Consider the following 19767-nt stretch of genomic DNA (forward strand, 5'->3'; position numbering starts at 1 on the left):
AATATATGTCGTTATATTTAAAAACTATCGCAACATGAGTATAGCCGCAATGTCGGCTGATCGTCAATAAGTTTTTAAATTTTATTCGTGTAATTTAAAAACATTTCGATTTATGGTATAGTGAACTTAGCTAATGGATACGGGATGTGAAAACGATATGAACAAATTTGAGATCAGAACACAGAAGAAGAAGGATGCGATCGTGCAAGCGGCCCTGAAGCTTTTTAAAGAAAAGGGTTTTGTCCATGTCAGTGTCAAAGATATTGAGGCTGAATCCGGGGTATCGTCGGTCTCGCTTTATAACTATTTCGGCAGTAAAGAAGGAGTCGTCAAAGAATGTGCGAATGTCCTGATGGAAAATACTGTGCGAATGGCTAAGGAACTCCTTTACCAGGACATTGATTTTAAAGACAAGCTGATAAGGGCTTTTGAAATATGCGCCGAGCAGGATTACCAGTTGCTTAGTTCTCCGGGTGCGCTGGAAGATCAGACGTTATCAAGCCTGTACAGCGAAAATACAAATCAGATCAGAATCGGAATCCTGCAGCAGTTTATTGAACTGGGGAAAAGGGAAGGGGAAATTGCATCTTCTGTTTCGCTTGAAACCATATTGGAATTGCTGGATGCAATCGGGACACTTCAATCCAATTGGGCAAAAAGCGGAAACTATAATGAGAAAATGGCCGGGATTAGTCAGCTTCTCTTGTTTGGGTTGATCGGACGTCCATAGCTCAACAATTCAATTACGAAAAAGCCGGCAGACCGGATGAAAACCATCTGGTCTGCCGGCTTTTCGGCATGATATTTAAAAACAGGCCGGCCGTTATCGGCCAGCCTGGAGCGGTATGGATTGATTAGAAGCTTACAGCAGCATCAGCAGCATTTTTAACTGCTTTTTCAACAATTTCCTGAGCTTTATCAGGTGTAGCGTTATGTCCTTCGAGCACGATTTTGGTAATATCCTTCACGCCGAAGAAAGTCAGGATGTTGCTCACAAGGTTTACGGACATTTCCCAAGCAGCCATAGGGCCTTCGGAATATACTCCGCCTCTTGCGTTCAGCAGGGCAACCTTGGTGTCTGTTACGAGACCAACAGGACCTTCCGCAGTGTACTTGAACGTTTTGCCGGCCAGGTTCAGGTAGTCGATGTAAGTATGTAGTACCGCAGGTACAGTCAGGTTCCAGAGCGGGAAGGCAAACACGACTTTGTCGGCAGCCAGGAATTGATCCAGGTATTCGTTGGCGATGTTAGCCAGACGAGCTTCTTCAGCAGTTGTTTCCAAGCCGCTGGCAAGCTTGAAGCGGCCATTGATCATGGTAGCGTTCAGGTAAGGCAGATCGACATTGTGAAGATCCAGCACGGTGATTTCATCATCCGGATGGGATGCTTTGTAGCTCTCATAAAATGCGTTATAAAGTTTAACCGTTGCAGATTCTTCCGCTGTGCGGTCATTCGCTTTGACGAATAATACTTTGGACATGTTTATTTAGCCTCCATATAATAAAAGTATACTTGAATAATAAATGATAAACTTTATAGCTGTCAACAATAATTCATAATATAATTTTTTAAAAGTCACTTTCTTTTTTAAACTAAGTGAGATGGTTGTTAAAAGCGTTAAAGTGTGCCAAAAAAGCAATTGATTTATTGATCGAAGCTGAGGGGCGGAATATGTTAAAATGAAGTTTGCCTCATGGTGCTGCCGTGCCATATTGCAAAAAAACGGCGCTTGACTCAGAGGAAATATATGATGCAAGGTGACGAATATGACAATCGCATTTTTTGACTCGGGCATTGGCGGGATTACGGTGCTGTCCGAAGCGGTCGAACAACTGCCGCATGAAAATTTTTTGTATTTTGCCGATACCCTTCATGTGCCTTACGGCACGAAATCAAAAGATCAGGTTATGGAATATGTGCTTGAAGCAGCTGCCCGTATTACTCGTGAAGAGGTGCAAGCGCTGGTCATTGCCTGCAATACGGCGACCAGCATTGCGGCAGCGGAGCTCAGAAAGGCCTATAGCATCCCGATTATCGGGATGGAGCCGGCCGTGAAGCCTGCGGTGGAGATGAACCGGCACAGCGGGAAAAGAGTGCTGGTGTTCGCAACACCCTTGACCCTTTCGCAATCCAAATACAACGAGCTTGTAGCGCGGGTGGACGATCATGGAAGCGTCGATTCACTGCCACTGCCGGAACTGGTCGGTTACTGTGAAAATCTGAATTTTGACCGCGCCCAGATGGTGGATTATTTTGGGGCAAAATTAGCCCCTTTCGACCTGAACGCCTATGGAACGGTCGTTCTCGGCTGCACGCATTATCCTTTTTATAAGAAAATTTTACGGGAGCTGCTTCCCGGGCATATCCAGATCATTGACGGAAGCCGGGGAACGGTCAGCAGATTAAGAAGCGTGCTGGGCGTGACGAAAGTGCCTGGCAGCAAAGCACGGGGCCGGATTCAATTCATGTGCTCCAGCGATGACCCTGCCTATATGGTGAAAATGGAAAAAGCTTTCGATATTTTCAGCCGTCTGGAGAGCTGACGGGATATGACAGCACTTACCTACATCTCTGTATCCTTGAGAAAAGCAAGCAGCTCTTCGTTAAATTTATCCTGCTCGTCAAACATCAGCGCATGTCCGCTGTTTTCAAAGCAAACGATGCGCGATCCGCGAATGCCGAGGCAGGTCTTCTCCGCAAGTTTGGGCTCGCAGATCTTGTCTTTTTTACCTTGAAAGATGACTGTCGGTACGGTGATGCGGGCGAGATCTTGACGGAGGTCCTCGTCTCGCAGTGCGGCCGCCGCTTTTACTGTTCCGTGATGTGACGCCTGAAGACAAAGAGAGCCTAACCACACCATCAGCAGCGGACGGGCTCTGGCTTTGATCACTTTCAATCCAACCTTGGCCAGCATGGCGGGCCTGTCTTTCATTGCAGCTTCGATCAGTTGCCCGGTCAGAACATCCGGTTCTATGCCGTGCTGGAAATCATCCCGCCGTGTGAATGACGGTGTCGCCGGAACCGCGAGAAGAAGGCGCGAAATGCCGTGTTCATGATGGCGGGCCATATATCGGACCGCAACCGCTCCACCCATGGAGTAACCTACAAGCATGGCATTCTCCAGTTGAAGCTCATCTATAACCGCACGCAAATCATCGGCCATACGATCATAGCTGTAACCCTCCCAGGGAGCATCCGACTTGCCAAAGCCGCGCAGGTCCATGCCGATGCAGCGGTATCCCCTGGCAGCCAGAAAAGTGTACTGGTATTCAAATATAAGATGATTAAGGGGCCAGCCGTGCACAAAAATGACCGGTGTCCCCTGTCCGATATCTTCAACAAAAATTTTTACATCCTTTTCTGCCTGTATGTATCGTCCCATAATTTTCACCGCCCCGACAAGTTATTGTTCATAGTAAAGTGTGCTATGAATTGCCATGAATTAAACCTGTGGAGATGGATTACGGAATATCCATCCTTCTTCACATTCAGGGAGCCGGACGGCAATGTATTGATGATCTGTGAGGATAAGCGCGAGCTGTGAACATTTAGCACTGGGAGGCGAACATGCGTCTAATGTTACCAACACGGCAATTAATCGAGGAAATTGAACAGTCTGAAATCGATTATATGACGGACAGGATGCAAGCGATTCAGGAAAAGCCGGGCAATCCGGAGGGTGTGGAGATACATAAGTTCGGGAACGCTGTTGCCTATTACAGCCGGACAATGCACTGGCTTTCTTTTAATACGGTCAAAGGGTTAAGGGATCAGGATATTGATTTTCTGGACGATATCATCCATTTTTATCAAGGGAAGGACCGCAGGGTCCAGTTTGAGATTGTTCCTTCGCTGGTGAGTCAGGAGCTCCTTATGCAGCTTGCGGAGCGAGGATTCTATCACTCAGGGTTTCATACCTCTATGTACGCACAACCTTGTATATTTGAAGTGCAGACAGCCGAACGGGTCACTATTGAAAGAGTGCAGGAAGATGAATTTACAGATTACGCAACGATCCATTGCCGCTCAACAGGGCTGCCCGATGCAGGGATTGCACATGTAGCCGAGAACAACCGGGTGCTATACGACCGTCCGGGTTGGAGATTCTACTTGGCACGCTGCGAGGATGCTCCAGCTGCGGCCGCAGTCATGCATATAAAGGGGCGGGCAGCGTCGTTGACATTCGCGGGAACACTTCCTTCTTACCGTAATCAGGGGCTGCATCGTATGCTGTTGAAAAAGAGAATTGAGGAGGCAGCTTTGGCGGACTGCAGTCTCGTGGTCGCGCAGTGTGCTTTTTTATCACAAAGTCATCGCAATATGGAGCATGCCGGTATGAAAATAGGTTATGTCAAAGCGACATGGTCACAACGATCATAAAAACAGAAAACTGAAGTATTAAATGTGCTGCATTAAAAAGGAGATTCAACAATGAGGGAAGCGGTAACGAATGCTTGAAAAAGACCGGAATACGAGCGGGGATTACGGTAATACCGATTTTCAATTAAAACAAAGACTTATTTACGCTGCCGCAGTCCTCTTGACGATGCTTCTTGGCTTGGCTTCGCGGGTGTATGCAGAAGAGCTTCCGGATTTTGTGGCCAAGCATGCAGGAGACGCCTTGTGGGCAGCTATGATCTACTTTGGTTTTCGGGTGCTCTTCGTTCGCTGCAAGCTGTTCAGCATAATGCTGCTGAGTCTGCTGTTTTGTTATGGTATTGAGTTCAGCCAACTGATCCAGACCGATTGGTTGAATGGGCTAAGAGGCACGACATTAGGGGCTTTGGTGCTGGGAAGGGGATTCCTGGCAATGGACCTGCTCCGTTATACCGCAGGGATCGTTTTAGCGGTGTCGTTAGACCTGATGGCTAAAAGAAGATGAGACCGTGAAGAAAATTATGGCGCTTCTCTTGCTGGGGCTACGATTCGGACTAAAGAAGCATATGATTATAGCAAACTCTTTATATGAATATGTAAATTGTGACGATAGTCTCTGGAAGAATAGTTTATAGTTTGCTAAAATTTAGTAGAATCAAAAAATCTCACTACTTTCAGGAGGGATAAGATGCAGCGGACAATGAATGTCATTCCTTATCGGATTGTGGAGCAGCTGGAAGCTGTCAATGAAGTGCCAGCCGGGGTTGAGCTGATCCAGGCCCCCGAGGTTTGGGACAAGACCAAAGGAAAAGGCATCAAGATTGCCATTCTGGACACCGGCTGCGAAATTACTCATCCTGATTTGCAGGGCCGGATTGTGGGAGGTAAAAACTTCACCCACGATGATGGCGGCGATTCTGCTAATTACACCGATTATAACGGCCATGGCACCCACGTAGCTGGCACAATTGCTGCGGTGCAGAATGGAAGTGGTGTAGTTGGGGTGGCACCGGAGGCGGAGCTGCTGATCGTCAAAGTTTTGGACAAAGACGGTTCCGGTGCGTACGAGTGGATCATTGACGGGATCTATTACGCCATTGAGCAGCAGGCGGATATTATCTCCATGTCTCTCGGCGGCCCGGAGGATGTAGAAGAGCTGCATACTGCTATTAAAAAGGCGGTGGAATCCAACATTCTGGTCGTCTGCGCCGCAGGCAATGAAGGAGACGGCAGGGATGCAACCGACGAATTCGGCTATCCGGGCGCATACAACGAGGTTATAAGTGTAGGCGCGGTTAACTTTGACCGGGAATCCTCCGTATTTTCCAACTCCAACAATGAGGTTGATTTGGTTGCTCCAGGCGAGAAAATCTTGTCCACTTTCCTGGACGGCGAATATGCTGCGTTGAGTGGAACTTCGATGGCGACACCACATGTCAGCGGTGCACTGGCTCTGATTAAGGGGCTGGCGAATGCCGCTTTCGAGCGGGATTTAACCGAAGCCGAGCTGTACGGACAGTTGATCAAGCGGACCGTGCCGCTTGGATATTCGCCTAAACTTGAAGGCAACGGCTTGCTCTATTTGACCGTGACTGAAGAGCTGACTAAGATTTTTGAATCCAACGTCGTTTCGCAATTGATCACGCATGAGTCTTAACATCTAACAGCGCTATAACTATACCTTTTCAGTATACAGCGGCTCTCTTTCAACGGAGGGCCGCTTTTTTGGGAGAATGAGCATGTATGAAGCTTGTCTGTTTTGCTGGAAAACGTTAAGATTGTTTTAGGCAAAGGATTGGCGAGTGCTGAGCTGTCATTTACAAAGTGAGAGGAGTGCGTGAGGCTTATGAAAACGGCGTTATTGGTCATTGATGTGCAAAATGTGATGTTTTTACCGCAATACAACCTGTATCGTGGAGATGAGGTGCTGGATACAATTGACCGGTTAATCCAGAAAGCACGTGAAACAGGTACGGAGGTTATATACATACAGCATACGGAGCAGGGCGATCCTGAGTTTAGTATGGGTGAACCGACCTGGGAGATTCATGACAAGATCAAACCGCTGCCGACGGATACAGTGATTCAAAAATCAGCCTGTGATTCTTTTTATAAAACAGGACTGCAGGAGGCTCTGCTTGAGCGTGGGGTCGAAAAGTTGATCGTTGCAGGCATGCAGACTGAGTTTTGTGTGGATACGACCGTGCGCAGCGCTTTCAGTAAAGGGTATAAGGTGACTCTGGCCCAGGATGCCCATAGCACATTTGATAACGGGATAATACAGGCAGAACAAATTATCCGCCATCATAACAAGGTGCTGTCTCCTAGCTTCGCCGTCCTTAAACCTGCAGAAGAAATAGAGTTCTGATTGAGTCAAGCGTGAATGAAGTGCAGGCAGTATGGACAAAATCAGCAAAAATACGGCAGGGCACTACAACTGGGGCGCCGGGTGCGACGACGGTCTGTGATGAAGAGCTTACGGATCAATGAACTTCCCAATTTACAACCGAAAGGACCCCAAATTCCATTGTATAGTGGAGATTGAGGCCCTTTTTTTGAAGAAATTCAGTTCAAAGATGACAACCACACTACCGATGACCCACCTAAGAGGAGAGTTTGTGGCGGTACTCCTTGGGTGAGACACCTTCCTGCTTTTTGAACACCTTACTGAAGTATTTCACGTCGTGAATGCCGACCATTTCGGCGATTTGCGAAATTTTCAGGTTCGGGTTAAGCATGAGCAGCTTGGCCTTATCGATACGATATTTGGACAGATAGTCGGAGAAATTGATGCCGAATTCCTGCTTGAATTTGCGCGAGATGTACTCCCGGCTGACAAAAAAGCGGCCAGCGATGTCCTGCAGGGATAACTCCGACATGTAGTGCTGCTCGATGTATTTGATGATATCCCCAATCGTATGTTTTTCCTTGGCTTGCCGATCGCAAATGGATCGGGACAAACGGCTCATCAGATCAACGGCCCAATCACGCCAGGCAAAAAGCGAGAAGGAATAAGCGTTGCTGTTTGGCGGACGATGCTGCCGGTCGTCCTGCACCAGTGCAGCCAGCACCGGTCCGGCGTCACCGCCCAGCGTTTCCCGCAGCAGCCGTTCGCGGAAGGAAAGCGCGTCTGACCGCCATTGCTCAAGCATTTCCGGTGTTACAATGCCGCCGTGGCTGAGCGTGTCGATCCATTTCTGTGCTGCGGCGGCAATCCGCTGTTCATTGCCGCCGCTTAATACGGCCATTTTCCAATCCTCCTGCACATCGGCAAAGCGCAGACGCGACGTTTCTCCGGTACCGCTTCCATTATGCGATTTGGTCGGCAGGGTAGTGTGAAGATAACTCCCGCCGTGCAGCAAATTGCGGCACCGGATGGCTGCGCCGGCTTCTGCATATTGGCCGGGAAGGCTCTGCGGCAGCGTACCTGCGGCCGCAACGCCAAAATGCATCCGGCGCTGGAGCGTGTGGAATAAACCCTGATTGATCCTTTCAACCAGCTCCGCCACGGCCTCGTGCCCACTCCACAGCAAAAGGATAATTTCGCCCGCAGCGCCCCAATACTTGAAGGCAATGCCGCGGCGGTGCGGAAGCAGGAACTCGTTGCAAATGTTAATGATAGAAAAATATAGCAAATCGCTATTCTTACCAAAACGCTGGAGCAACGGCGCGTCTTCGGCATCCACCTGCAGCAGCAGCAAACGCACGGCAGTGGTATGCTCCGGGATGACCTGATCTGCCCGCAGCCGGCGGAGCGAAGATTCGGCCGTATTGGCGTCATCGATCAGTGAAGACAGCAGTTTTTCCCCGTACACCGGCCTGATTTCGTTAAGCTGAATATTTTGCTGCTGCTGCCCGACACGTTTGCGTTCCTCCGCCTGCCATTCCGCCACTGCCTTGGCTACCGCAGCGTTGATGGCGTCCGCCTCGATCGGCTTGAGAATGTAGTCGATTCCCCCGTGACGGACGGTGCTGCGCACCAATTCAAAATCGTTGTGTCCGCTGACAACGATAAATTTCACGCTTCCGGCGAACTCGCTGATCCATGCCATCAGCTCCAGACCGTTTCCGGAATCCATTAGCATATCCGTAATAACCAATTCCGGCTTGTTGTGCCGGATCAGTTCGATCGCTTCGTTCCCGCTGCCCGCTTCGCTTACTTCCTGTATCCCGTGTCCCTCCCAGTCTACGAGCAGACGGACCGCTTTCCTTACTCTTGCTTCGTCATCTACAATGAGCGCTTTCAATAATCTTCACTCTCCGTTATGTCTTTCTCCGCGATAAACAAGGTGACTTTCACACCGGCCGGATGCAAATTATCGATGCTCAGCGAAGCCAAGTCGCCGCTGAACAGCTTGAGCCGGGCGAGCACGTTGGTAAGTCCGATCGAAGGCCGCTTCGTATCTTGTCCCGTATCCAGCGGATGGTTGCCTGTGGGCGGCCATGCGACCAATTCCTGCTGCAAGCGCAGCAGCCTCGCTTCGGGGATGTGCATTCCGTTATTTTGTACCGTGATTTTGGCTCCTCCCTCCGCCGACGCGATAGCCAGCAGGGTGATTTCGCCGTTTACGGCTGACCGGTCGAATCCGTGCTTGAAGTAGTTCTCCACGATCGGCTGCAGGATCATTTTTGGCATCGGCAGATCAAGCAACTGCTCTTCCACATCGTAGCGGAAAATGAAACGGTTTTCAAACCGCTCCTTTTGCAGCTCGATATAAGCCTTGACATGCTCCAACTCATCACGCAGCGTGACGGTTTTGTCATCGTTATGCATGCTATAGTGCATCATTTTCGCCAATGCGGAGAGCAGGGCGTAAATGCGCGGAACGTTCAACTCCAGTGCCAGCGTGCCGATAATCTGCAGCGTATTGTTGAGAAAATGCGGGTTGATCTGCGCTTGCAGCGCTTTGAGCTGGTTCGTCTTGTTCGCCAGCTCCAGTCTGTATTCCCGCAGGATCAGATTGTTGATCGTATCCATCATTCCGCGAAACCGCAGCATTACCGCACCGATCTCATCATGTCCTGCCGGCTGGATATCGACATTCAGGTTACCGGACTGAATCTGGTCCATATAACGGCCCAGACGTTTGATCGGGGCGGTAATCCGCAGCGATATAGTAACCGTGGCGGCAACGATAATGATGAGCGATACCGCCAGCACCAGGATATTGATGAAAGCTGCGCGGTTCGCTTCTAGAGTCAGGTAAGAGACCGGAACCTGCTTGACCAGCGTCCAGCGGGTTGCGAGACTGGAAATCCGCTGGTAGACGAACACGTTTCCGTCCTGCTCGAAGTTTCCGCTGGAATTTGGCGAGCGGGCAATTTGCTCGGCATACCACGGCTCCCGGAGCGGCAGGCCCAGCATATTTTGATCATCAGAGTAAACGATGTTGCCATTGTCGTCGAGAATGTAGATTTTTTCGCGGTTTTGCTCATACAACTGCTCAACGATGTCACTCAAAGCCGACAGTTTGACATCGATGGACAAGTAACCGATGATGTCGCTTGATGGGACCTTCTCGATTTTACGATGCAGGGTGAACACAGGCTCCGAAGGATACCGTGGCTGAATGGAAGTCAGTCCGTACGTATGGCTCATATGGCTTTCCTGTACCCATACACTGTGCTGGTCGCTGCCCACTGAATCGACAAAAGGAGCAATATTATAGTTCCGCTGCGGTGTGTTCAGCGTAACGAGTGTTGCTTTACGGCTCTTATTTTCATATAGATACACTTGGAAAATATCCGGGACGGAGCGCGAAATGCCGGATAAGACGGCATACACCTGCGAATTGCTTTGGAGGTCTTCATAGCCGGCGAGCAGCAGATTGGAGATGCTGTACACGCCGGACGAACTGCGGTTCAGGTCGTCCAGCAGGCTTGTCAGGTTGCGTCCGCCTTGATATAGCAGATTGGCGTCTTCCTGGGCGACCCGTGTCCGCAGCGATTGCGTCGTGTATGAATAAGTAATGAACATAGTTATCGCAATAGGAAGAATCGTCGCGATCAGCATAAAGACGATCAGTTTGGTGCGGATACTGTTCCATTTCAAGTCGCTTCTCTCCCGATCAATAAATTGCACCTGACTGTTCACCTCAGTCGGTGTTTGCGCAGGCGTATTCCAATCATAATAACAATACAACAGTTATTTGACAGAAAGAAAGGGGGCTGCGCCATGAGTAGTAAAAGAGCGTCAAGATGGGGACTGCAAATGTTTTTCGTGGGACCTGTTTTTCTGTTTTTTCTAATCGTCATGGTAGTACCGTTCCTGCTCGGGATGTATTATGCGCTGACCGATTGGAATGGCGTGGCGAGCACGGTAAACTGGGTAGGACTGGACAATTTTAAAACGATATTTATCAATGATCCGGACTTTTGGTCATCCTTCTGGTTTACCACCAAATTTACGCTGGTCGGCATCGTGCTGACGAATATTGTCGGCTTTTTCCTCGCGTATTTTGTAACCAAGGGCTTGAAGACACGCAACATTTTGCGTACGATTTTCTTTATGCCAAACGTGATCGGCGGGCTGCTGCTCGGATTTATTTTTCAGTTCATATTCATCAAAGGTTTCAATACGATGTTTGAACTGACCGGCTGGTCCTTCTTCGGACTTCCCTGGCTTGGGGATGAAACCACCGGTTTCTGGGGAATCATGATCGTATTTGTATGGCACACGGCAGGTTATTTGATGGTCGTATATATCTCCTCGCTGAGCAACGTTTCTTCCGAAGTGATTGAAGCGGCAGAGATCGATGGGGCAAGCCGCTGGCAGATGCTGCGCAGCATCATCGTTCCGCTGATTATGCCGGCAGTGACGATCTGTCTGTTCCTGGCGATTTCCTGGGCGTTCAAAATGTTTGATCTCAACCTGTCGCTGACGAAAGGCGGACCGTTCAAATCGACGGAATCCGTAGCGATGAATATTTACAACGAGGCGTTCCAGAATAACCGTTACGGTCTGGGTACCGCCAAGGCTATTCTGTTCTTCGTGATCGTGGCCGTCATTACGATGCTTCAAGTGCGAGCGACGAAGAATAAGGAGGTTGAAGCCTGATGCTGAAAAGATATACCGGACGGACGCTGGTTGCGGAGATCATTATGGCGTTGATCGGATTGCTGTTCTTGTCTCCGTTCTATTTTCTCTTCGTGAACTCGGTCAAGCCCTTCGGTGAGATTATGTCCGATTCGGCAAGCTGGCCAAAGGTATTTCAATGGGAGAACTATTCGAAAGCCTGGGAATTAACGCAATTTCCGCAGGCATTCACAAACTCGCTCATGATTACTGTTGTTAGTGTGGCCGTTCTGGCGTTGATCAGTTCGATGGCTGCGTACCGGATGGTCCGTTCCAATACATGGTTTAACCGTGTCCTGTTCATGCTGCTCATTGCTTCCATGGTCATTCCGTTCCAGACGATCATGATGCCGCTGCTGCGGGTCGTTAACGAACTGGGGTTGAACAATACTCGTACCGGGCTGATCATGACTTATCTTGGTCTGGGAGCACCGATGGCGGTATTCTTGTTCCACGGGTTTGTCAAATCGATCCCACTGGAAATTGAAGAAGCTGCGACGGTGGATGGATGCACAGGCATCAGCGTTTTCTTCCGGATCGTGCTGCCGATGATGCGGCCGATGCTGATGACGATTATCGTGCTTAACTGTTTGTGGGTATGGAATGATTACTTGCTGCCATCGCTGATTTTGCAGCGGCCGGAAATGCGGACGATTCCGCTGGCTACCTTCGCATTTTTTGGACAGTATACGAAGCAGTGGGATATTGCACTGCCAGCGCTTGTACTGGGCATTGCGCCGATCGTTGTTTTCTTCTTGTTCTTGCAGCGTTATATTGTCGAGGGAATCGCAGCCGGGTCGGTCAAAGGCTAACGCCGACCGATCCGCTGTTCCAATAAACTACAATAGATTTAGGGGGGGCAAGGTTAAATGAAGAAGGCTAAGTATTCTATCATTTTGTCGGTTTTGTTAACGATGTCGGTTATACTTTCCGCTTGTGGCGGCGGCGGTAATCTTGTAAGCGATAACAATAGCAGCGGCGACAAACCAGGGCAAAAAACGGTAACGATTTTCCAATTCAAAACGGAAATCGTAGAAGGGCTTAACGAGCTGAAGGTCGAGTTTGAAAAAGAACATCCAGACATTAAACTGGACATTCAAACGGTGGGCGGCGGCGCAGACTATGACGCGGCTCTGAAAACGAAATTCGCTTCTGGCGATGCACCGGATATTTTCTCGAACAACGGTTATGCCAAGCTGGACATGTGGCAAGAGAAGTTGGAAGACTTGTCTGATCAGCCTTGGGTGAAGGATCTGGTGCCTCTCGCGGCGGAAGCGATCACCAAAGATGATAAAGTGTATGGATTGCCGCTTGATCTGGAAGGTTTTGGTTATGTCTACAATAAAGACTTGTTTGCAAAAGCAGGCATCACGACACTGCCAAAAACGTATTCCGAGCTGGAAGCAACAGCCAAGAAATTGCAGGCTGCAGGCATCACTCCATTTGCCAATGCTTATCAGGAATGGTGGCTGGTAGGCAGCCAAGGCATCAGCGTGGCCTTTGCTAACCAGGATAATGTGGATGGTTTCATCAAAGGAATGAATGAAGGCACGTCCTCGATTGTTGGCAATGAGCAATTCGCTAACTGGGCGAAATTGATGAAGCTGACATTGGATTATGGCAACAAAAATCCGTTGACCACCGACTATAACACCCAGGTAACGATGTTCGCCAATGGGGAAGCAGCGATGATGCAGGAAGGCAACTGGGCGCAAACGATGATCGACGGCATTACGCCGAACATGAATATCGGAATTCTGCCGATGCCGCTGAGCGACGATGCAGCCAAGACAGGTAAAGTAACGATTGGCGTACCGGTGAACCTGGTTGTCAATAAAGAATCCGACGCCAAAGAAGAAGCGAAAATTTTCCTGAACTGGCTCGTTACTTCAGATATCGGCAAGGAATATCTCGTGAAGAAATTCAAATTCATCCCGGCTATGACGACGATTCAAGCTACGCCGGAAGATATGGGACCGATTGCTACTGATCTGGTGAAATACGTCGAGGAAGGCAATATTTTCGCACATCAGGCCGGTAAGTTCCCGGATGGTGTGGCTCAGGAGTTTGGCAGCGCGATCCAGCAATATTTGGCAGGCAAAAGCGATGTGGAATCCTGGCAGAAAAATATGCAGGCCGCATGGGATAAGTTGAAATAATTGCAAGTTTGAATATTGAATGGTGAAAAGGCAGGCCGCCTCCAGGCACTTATCCTTGAAGGAGAAGAATGAGGCGGTCCCTGCCTTTTCCTAATTTAATCCGTTCGCGGTCAAAGGGGGAACAAACGTGGAGAATCAATATGCTGATGCTCATAACGTGCAAATCGGTGTCGTATATTATCCGGAGCATTGGGATCCTTCTCTGTGGGAGGAGGATATTCAACTGATGAAGCAAACGGGTGTCCGGGTGGTGCGGTTGGCGGAGTTTGCCTGGAGCCGGATGGAACCGTCGCCGGGACAATATACCTTTGAGTGGTTGGATCGGGCATTGGATTTGTTTGCCAAATACCAGATCCGCGTTGTCCTGTGCACGCCGACCAATACGCCGCCGCGCTGGCTTACCGAGTTGAAGCCGGATATTTTGCCGGTATTCGCCAATGGCGAGACGCATCATCCGGGAGTACGGGGCCATCGTTGTTATAACAGCGAATCGCTCCGCGATTATGGGGCACGAATCATCACACAGATGACTACTCGGTATGGTGACCATCCCGCCGTGATCGGTTGGCAGCTCGATAATGAGTATTGGGTCATCGATTGTCACTGCGACACCTGCAATCAACGCTTCCGGGAGTGGGTACAGGAGAAGTATGGCACGCTGGAGAGCGTGAACCGGGAGTGGGGAACGGTCGTATGGAGCGGGGAATACAGCGATTGGAGCCAGGTTGGTGTGCCTTATGGCGGCTCAAGACATCAGAATCCGTCCTATCTGCTGGATTTTGCCCGGTTTCAGTGGGATTCCATCGCTGGTTTTCAGCGTGATCAAATTCGTATCATTCGTGAAAATTGTCCCGGGCATTGGGTGACCCACAATTTTCATACCTATCCGCAGCGCCTGAACCTGTATCAGATCGGGGCCGATCTGGATGTGGCTGCCTTCGACTATTATCCGAATACCGATCCGGACAAGCAGGCGACAGGTCCCTACAGCGGCGCGTTGTCCCTCGATGTAACGCGTGGCATCAAGCGGCGCAACTTCTGGATCATGGAGCAGCTGAGCGGACCGCCGGGCTGCTGGTTTCCGATCTGGAGAGCGCCTTATCCCGGATTTATCCGCGCGTTCTCCTGGCAGGCGATCGCACGGGGCGCAGACACGGTCGTGCACTTCCGCTGGCGTTCGGCGGTTGCCGGTGCGGAGCAGTTCTGGCACGGGCTGATCGATCAGAGCAACGTGCCAGGGCGCCGGTTCCGCGAATTTGCCGAGCTGTGCGGGGAAGTCAATGCCTTGGCAAGCAAGCTCCAGGGGACCGAGCCAGCCAATGAGGCAGCTATCCTGTTTTCGCACGAGCACTTGGAGGCGTTGCGGATTCAACCGCAAGCGGAAGGTTTCGACTATTATGAAAATGTGAAGGATTACCACCGCGCCTTAACGAAGCTCGGAATTGGCTGTGATGTGATCGAGTGGACGCAGGCACTGGATGGCTACAAGCTTGTCGTAGCTCCGAGCTTTTATCTGCTGAACACGGAGGTAACCGACGCACTGGAGCGCTTTGCCGCGGCAGGGGGGACCGTCATCGTAACGAGCCGTTCCGGTGTAAAACATATGAACAATCAGCATGTGATGCTGCCGCTGCCGGGACTGCTGGCGGAATGCACCGGTGTGAACGTGGAGGAATACGATCCGCTTGGCCGGGCGACGATCCGCGTTGTCGATGATGCGGGACACTCCTACCTGGGTTCGCAATGGTGCGATGTGCTGAGCCTGCACGGTGCCGAGGCGATTCTATGGTATGACGAAGACTTTTACCAGGGCACGCCGGCGGCTACAGTGAACGAGTTCGGGCAGGGCAAAGTGTATTATCTTGGCACACATCTCGATGAAGCCTGCTTGAAGCACCTGTTCCGGGGCATTGCCGAAGAGCTGCGATTAATGATGGTGCCTGATCTGCCGGAGGGTGTGCAAATCGTCATCCGCGCCGGGATAACGGGGAGTTATTTGTTCGTGCTTAACTTAAGCCGCGAGCCGCATCAGGTGTCGCTGCCTGGCACGTATGCCAGTCTGTTGTACGGAACAGAGCGGGGCAATGTGCTTAGCCTCGCGCCTTACGGTGTCGATATTTTGCAATTGTCCTAGAGTTCAGGCAACATAAGAATTATTCAATTACCTATTCTGCGCGCAGGAGCGTGGATTGTAATCTTCAGGGCAGAATTGACGAGGCCGGAGCCTGGTGACAGGCTCCTCGTCATGCTTGTTTGGAGATTTCGCTGCGACGCGCGCGATCCATGCTTGAAATGGCTGGGTATCCCTGCACGATGTCTTTGCGCGATTATCCCTTTTGTTCAGGAGTAAGGAGTGGTGGCTAGGGTTAGCCATAAGCGGTGCGCAGTTGCTGCAAACGAAAGGTTCAGGCTGCAGCAAAATCACGGTCTTCCCTCGGTGCCTTGTCCTTCATCTCCCGTTCGGTTGGCTTTATGTCTCCTAAACTCGCTTCCTTCTCTTAAACCTGCTTCTTTGTCCTACACCCGTCTAATGATCTCGTACCTGTCCGTTTATCTACCGAAATATCCCTTTACCCCGGCTTGTCTGTTTCTCGGTGACCTGATCGAACGGGATAATGGTGCAAAGCGTCCGGATCGTGGTGTTAATCAACCTTTTCAAAACATTACTCCTCATGTCGGATTCAGAGAGTAAGCTTACAGGCTTTTGCTCCATTCGGCGACTCTGTGGTAGCTTTCTTCCTCCGAAAGATCCTCAATTCGGGTCATGATTGACCATCTGATGCCAAACGGGTCGAGAATGCTGCAGTACCGGTCTCCGGAAACAAAGTTTGTGACCGGCTCTCTGACCGTTGCTCCGTTGGCTATGGCCAGGGCAAAGGTCTGGTCAACATCGGGAACGTAAATCCCGAGCGAATAACATGCATTGCCGTCTCCCGGCGGCATAACCAACCGATACGCAGGGTTGGCGGCGCCCAGCTGCAGGAAACCGTTGCCAAGATCGATATCCGCATGAACGACGATTTTGTTGCCGTTATCGTTCATTTCTGTTATACTTTTCTTTTTGCCCCAAAAACAGTCTCGTAAAAGGCGATTGCTTCAGCCGGATTGTTCACCACGATAAACGGCGTAATCGCGGTATATCCGTTAGGCGTCCCGTTTCGGGTATAATCCCCGTTTGCCCTTGTATAGAGGGATTCGCACTTTTGTGGGGATAATCCCTTGCGCTACAAGGCCGCAATTGGGCCGCTGTCGCTCCTTGCATAGGAGCGTGGATAAAATAGGCACCAGTAGTTCCGAAGGTGAGGTACTCACTGAATTATATTGGGAATAACTAGAGATCTGAAGTGGGATGATTTCCGTCATAATATGATGAGTCTGATCTCGGGTTTGAAAATGGCGATCCGAAAGATATTTCCTCCACCATGGTCTTGATTCGAAACGGAACAGGTTTGGCCTCATAAGCCGAACGGTTTTGGTAGTTGACGGGTTAAACATTCACATTCATCTAACTGATGAGCTGGTACTTGAACGAGACGATGACACAACTGTTCAAATGTACTGAACTCTGCTTAAATGCACGTACAAGGGAAAACCTCCTGTGCTTGTAATCATTTGATTATTCGAAGTCCGATGCCTGCGAGACATCGAACCGGACAGTATATCTTGCTCTTGACTTGGAGTGTACTCCAAGTGCTAACATAATATTCAGCAAGTAATTCTACCTCTAAGGGGCGCGAAAATAATGGGAGTTCAAAAGCTGGAGCATGTAGGCGTTGTGGTGAGAAGCATTGATGAAAGTGCTGCATTTTACGGAAAAGTTCTTGGTATGGAGTTAAAGGAAATACGTCAACCTAATCCTGATATACGACTTGGATTTTTAGGTTTTCCTGAGGAAACGGATCTCATCATCGAATTGGTTGAACGAGCAAATTCAGAGCTGCCAAATGAGGGAATCGTGAATCATATGGCGTTCACTGTGGAAGATATTGAAGAAGAAGTCGCTCGCATTGCAGGGCTAGGTGTAACCTTTATTAATGAGAGCATTATAACTGTGGGAAATGGGACAAGATTCATTTTCTTTAAGGGGCCAGACGGAGAACATCTGGAATTGTATCAGCCAGCTTTGAAGACTCATGACTGATTCGTACTCGTACCGCAAATCGTTGATGACGTCAGGAGGTGCGGCAATGATCGACGATTCTGAAACCGTAAGCTCCATTAAACAGGCGGCTGGGTTCACGGGTTTGTCAGAAGATACGATCCGCTATTACGAGAAAATCGGCTTGCTCCCGCATGCTGACCGCACAGCAAGGGGGCACAGAACGTACAGCAAGCAACAATTGGAAGGCATGGTTTTTTTGACGAGACTCAAAGCAACCGGAATGACACTGGAAGAAATGAAGCATTTCCGCAAACTTTATGAGAAGGGTAAAATCTCAATCCCTCAGAGAGTCTCTATTCTAATTGAACACAAGAACAAAATTCAGAACGAGATTGACCGATTAATGGAGACACAAAGGATTATTGATTACAAAATTTCCAATTATAACGAGGTTCTTGTTAATCCGAACGTAAACAATACAGCCTGCGCCCCCGGATAAAATCAATTCTGATCGTTCTCAATATGTTATATTGATCCCGGGAAGGGCCCACCTATTTTCCCGTTGCGAAGACCTGGCTGTGGCGCAGGCGTACAAGCTGGCTGCATCGGGCGACACGGTGCTGCTGAGTCCTGCCTGCGCGGCGTTTGACCAATACCGTCACTTTGTAGAGCTGGTCGGGTCGCTGCGTCGGTCGGAAGGAAAGGTTTGAATAAGACATGGGCGTTTTCCGGGAAAACCTGATTGCCCGCATGTGTGACTAACGGGAACGATAGTTAAACATAAAATTTATGTCGGCAAAAGGGATGAATGTAGTTGTAGATACAGTAAATGATAATGATGAGAGGTTTAATACATGTCTAGATTTAATAATCGATCATCCTGTACTTTTTGTAGGAGTAACTTGCTCGAAAGAGGAACTGGAATGGTGACAAGAATATAATCAAGAAAAGAGGGATTCGCACTTTTGTGGGGATAATCCCTTGCGCTACAAGGCCGCAATTGGGTCGCTGTCGCTCCTTACATAGGAGCGTGGATTGAAATTCGGAGCGAGTTGAATGGGCAAAACGGTTGGAAGATGTCGCTCCTTATTCAGAAGCGTAGATGGAAATAGCTCCTCGGCGGATGCAGCAGCGGCCTTGGCAGTGTGCACATGTGAGTGTCAGCGTGTATGTACTTTTTTCTATCCCGTTTCACCGTCCAAATTAAAAAACAGCGTATCCGCTGTCTGTTATATTAGCCAGTATGTGACTGATATAGATTTTGCTCTGATATGGTTTTCACTTTCCTGGGGTCTCTGGTTATCACGCACAGGAAGGGAGACTTGAATATAAGCGTAGTGCAGAAAACTGCAGAGAGAAGTGAGAGTATGAAAGTGAAGCAAATTAACCATTTATGCTTTTCCGTATCGGATCTGGAGCGGTCTGTCCGGTTCTATGAGCAGGTATTCGATGGGAAGCTGTTGGTCAAAGGAAGAAAGTTGGCTTATTTCGACATTGGGGGGCTTTGGGTGGCCCTTAATCAGGAAGATATTCAGCGGGAGCCGGGGCCACGTTCCTATACCCATACAGCATTTACAGTCGACGAACAAGATTTTGATGACCTGTTGCAGCGTTTAACTGCGCTTGAAGTGGAGATACTGGAGGGCCGCGAACGGGACCTGCGTGACAAGAAGTCGATTTACTTTCTGGACCCGGACGGGCATTTGTTCGAATTTCATACAGGCACGCTTGAGGACCGGCTGGCATATTACCAGGCGGACAAAACGCATATGACATTTTATGATTAAAACTCATTCAGACCATCGGTCCATCGGCAAATATCTCTGGCGTAAAATGGCTTCTTTGCTTGCGGGCAGAGGCGGAGTGACCTGCAAGGCTCCAAATCAGGCGGAAGAGATCCGGCATCGGAACGGGCAGACTCTTGAATAGCTGTGATTCCACAATGACAACCCAATCTGGTTGAACGACACCCATATTCGTTTGCTCTTTCTCCAACGTGATATCGAACGGGGAAGTCAGGCGGTGTACAAGGTGTTCCTTTAAACCCATTGTA

19 protein-coding genes and 1 pseudogene are annotated in these 19767 nt (G+C 49.5%); 14 read left to right on the forward strand and 6 right to left on the reverse strand.

All coding sequences use genetic code 11. The annotated features are described in order from the left end of the window. Positions 1-157: 157 nt before the first annotated feature. Positions 158-730, forward strand: coding sequence for a TetR/AcrR family transcriptional regulator (locus ACE41H_RS00415; protein WP_375352482.1), 573 nt, complete (start codon positions 158-160; stop codon positions 728-730). A gap of 124 nt (positions 731-854) precedes the next feature. On the opposite strand, the gene ACE41H_RS00420 is transcribed toward ACE41H_RS00415, so the two are convergent. After that, positions 855-1481, reverse strand: coding sequence for an FMN-dependent NADH-azoreductase (locus tag ACE41H_RS00420; RefSeq protein ID WP_375352484.1), 627 nt, complete (start codon positions 1479-1481; stop codon positions 855-857). A 286-nt stretch (positions 1482-1767) separates the two neighbouring features. Between ACE41H_RS00420 and murI the strand changes: the two genes are divergently transcribed. Then, positions 1768-2544, forward strand: coding sequence for a glutamate racemase (gene murI / locus ACE41H_RS00425; RefSeq protein ID WP_375352486.1), 777 nt, complete (start codon positions 1768-1770; stop codon positions 2542-2544). Between the two features lie 20 nt (positions 2545-2564). On the opposite strand, the gene ACE41H_RS00430 is transcribed toward murI, so the two are convergent. Further along, complete coding sequence (locus ACE41H_RS00430; protein ID WP_375352489.1) at positions 2565-3383, reverse strand: alpha/beta fold hydrolase; 819 nt, start codon at positions 3381-3383, stop codon at positions 2565-2567. Positions 3384-3568: 185 nt separating this feature from the next. On the opposite strand from ACE41H_RS00430, the gene ACE41H_RS00435 reads away from it, so the two are divergent. From ACE41H_RS00435 to ACE41H_RS00450, 4 genes are all read left to right on the forward strand, one after another. Continuing rightward, positions 3569-4381: a GNAT family N-acetyltransferase gene (locus tag ACE41H_RS00435; RefSeq protein WP_375352490.1), complete on the forward strand. Its 813-nt coding sequence runs from the start codon at positions 3569-3571 to the stop codon at positions 4379-4381. Positions 4382-4451: 70 nt separating this feature from the next. After that, positions 4452-4883 carry a ribosomal maturation YjgA family protein gene (locus tag ACE41H_RS00440; protein ID WP_375352492.1) on the forward strand — a complete coding sequence of 144 codons (432 nt, stop codon included), beginning with the start codon at positions 4452-4454 and terminating at the stop codon, positions 4881-4883. A gap of 183 nt (positions 4884-5066) precedes the next feature. Then, a complete protein-coding gene (locus ACE41H_RS00445) occupies positions 5067-6035 on the forward strand; it encodes a S8 family peptidase (protein WP_375352493.1) in 969 nt (322 codons plus the stop codon). Positions 6036-6224: 189 nt separating this feature from the next. Further along, positions 6225-6746 carry a cysteine hydrolase family protein gene (locus ACE41H_RS00450; RefSeq protein WP_375352495.1) on the forward strand — a complete coding sequence of 174 codons (522 nt, stop codon included), beginning with the start codon at positions 6225-6227 and terminating at the stop codon, positions 6744-6746. Between the two features lie 235 nt (positions 6747-6981). Here ACE41H_RS00450 and ACE41H_RS00455 read toward each other — a convergent pair whose 3' ends face one another. Next, positions 6982-8625, reverse strand: a complete 1644-nt coding sequence (locus ACE41H_RS00455; protein ID WP_375352496.1) for a response regulator transcription factor — start codon at positions 8623-8625, stop codon at positions 6982-6984. Next, complete coding sequence (locus tag ACE41H_RS00460; RefSeq protein WP_375352497.1) at positions 8622-10430, reverse strand: cache domain-containing sensor histidine kinase; 1809 nt, start codon at positions 10428-10430, stop codon at positions 8622-8624. The genes ACE41H_RS00455 and ACE41H_RS00460 overlap by 4 nt, the downstream gene beginning before the upstream one ends. Positions 10431-10553: 123 nt before the next feature. On the opposite strand from ACE41H_RS00460, the gene ACE41H_RS00465 reads away from it, so the two are divergent. The 4 genes from ACE41H_RS00465 (at position 10554) to ACE41H_RS00480 (ending at position 15746) form a co-directional block, all read left to right on the forward strand. Next, a complete protein-coding gene (locus ACE41H_RS00465; RefSeq protein WP_375352498.1) occupies positions 10554-11435 on the forward strand; it encodes a carbohydrate ABC transporter permease in 882 nt (293 codons plus the stop codon). Further along, positions 11435-12265 carry a carbohydrate ABC transporter permease gene (locus tag ACE41H_RS00470; protein ID WP_375352499.1) on the forward strand — a complete coding sequence of 277 codons (831 nt, stop codon included), beginning with the start codon at positions 11435-11437 and terminating at the stop codon, positions 12263-12265. Before ACE41H_RS00465 ends, ACE41H_RS00470 begins: the two co-directional genes overlap by 1 nt. Before the next feature lie 57 nt (positions 12266-12322). Then, positions 12323-13612, forward strand: a complete 1290-nt coding sequence (locus tag ACE41H_RS00475) for an ABC transporter substrate-binding protein (protein WP_375352500.1) — start codon at positions 12323-12325, stop codon at positions 13610-13612. Positions 13613-13739: 127 nt separating this feature from the next. Then, positions 13740-15746, forward strand: coding sequence for a beta-galactosidase (locus ACE41H_RS00480; RefSeq protein ID WP_375352502.1), 2007 nt, complete (start codon positions 13740-13742; stop codon positions 15744-15746). A gap of 560 nt (positions 15747-16306) precedes the next feature. Here the strand turns inward: ACE41H_RS00480 and ACE41H_RS00485 are convergent. Next, positions 16307-16785: pseudogene (locus ACE41H_RS00485) on the reverse strand (VOC family protein); the annotation flags it as partial. 569 nt (positions 16786-17354) lie between these two features. Here ACE41H_RS00485 and ACE41H_RS00490 point away from each other — a divergent pair. The 4 genes from ACE41H_RS00490 (at position 17355) to fosB (ending at position 19501) form a co-directional block, all read left to right on the forward strand. Continuing rightward, complete coding sequence (locus ACE41H_RS00490) at positions 17355-17753, forward strand: VOC family protein (RefSeq protein ID WP_375352503.1); 399 nt, start codon at positions 17355-17357, stop codon at positions 17751-17753. 46 nt (positions 17754-17799) lie between these two features. Beyond that, positions 17800-18213 (forward strand): MerR family transcriptional regulator, encoded by a 414-nt coding sequence (locus tag ACE41H_RS00495; RefSeq protein WP_375352505.1) that lies wholly within the window; start codon positions 17800-17802, stop codon positions 18211-18213. 290 nt (positions 18214-18503) lie between these two features. After that, the gene (locus ACE41H_RS00500) at positions 18504-18644 is read left to right on the forward strand and encodes a phosphotransferase-like protein (protein WP_375352507.1); all 141 of its coding nucleotides are present in this window, start codon (positions 18504-18506) and stop codon (positions 18642-18644) included. A 437-nt stretch (positions 18645-19081) separates the two neighbouring features. After that, entirely contained in the window at positions 19082-19501 is a 420-nt protein-coding gene (gene fosB / locus ACE41H_RS00505; protein WP_375352509.1) for a metallothiol transferase FosB, read from the forward strand. A gap of 7 nt (positions 19502-19508) precedes the next feature. Here the strand turns inward: fosB and ACE41H_RS00510 are convergent, their stop codons facing one another. Further along, entirely contained in the window at positions 19509-19763 is a 255-nt protein-coding gene (locus tag ACE41H_RS00510) for a hypothetical protein (RefSeq protein ID WP_375352510.1), read from the reverse strand. Between the last annotated feature and the right edge of the window lie 4 nt (positions 19764-19767).

The organism is Paenibacillus enshidis (assembly GCF_042136365.1).
Taxonomy (GTDB): domain Bacteria; phylum Bacillota; class Bacilli; order Paenibacillales; family Paenibacillaceae; genus Paenibacillus; species Paenibacillus enshidis.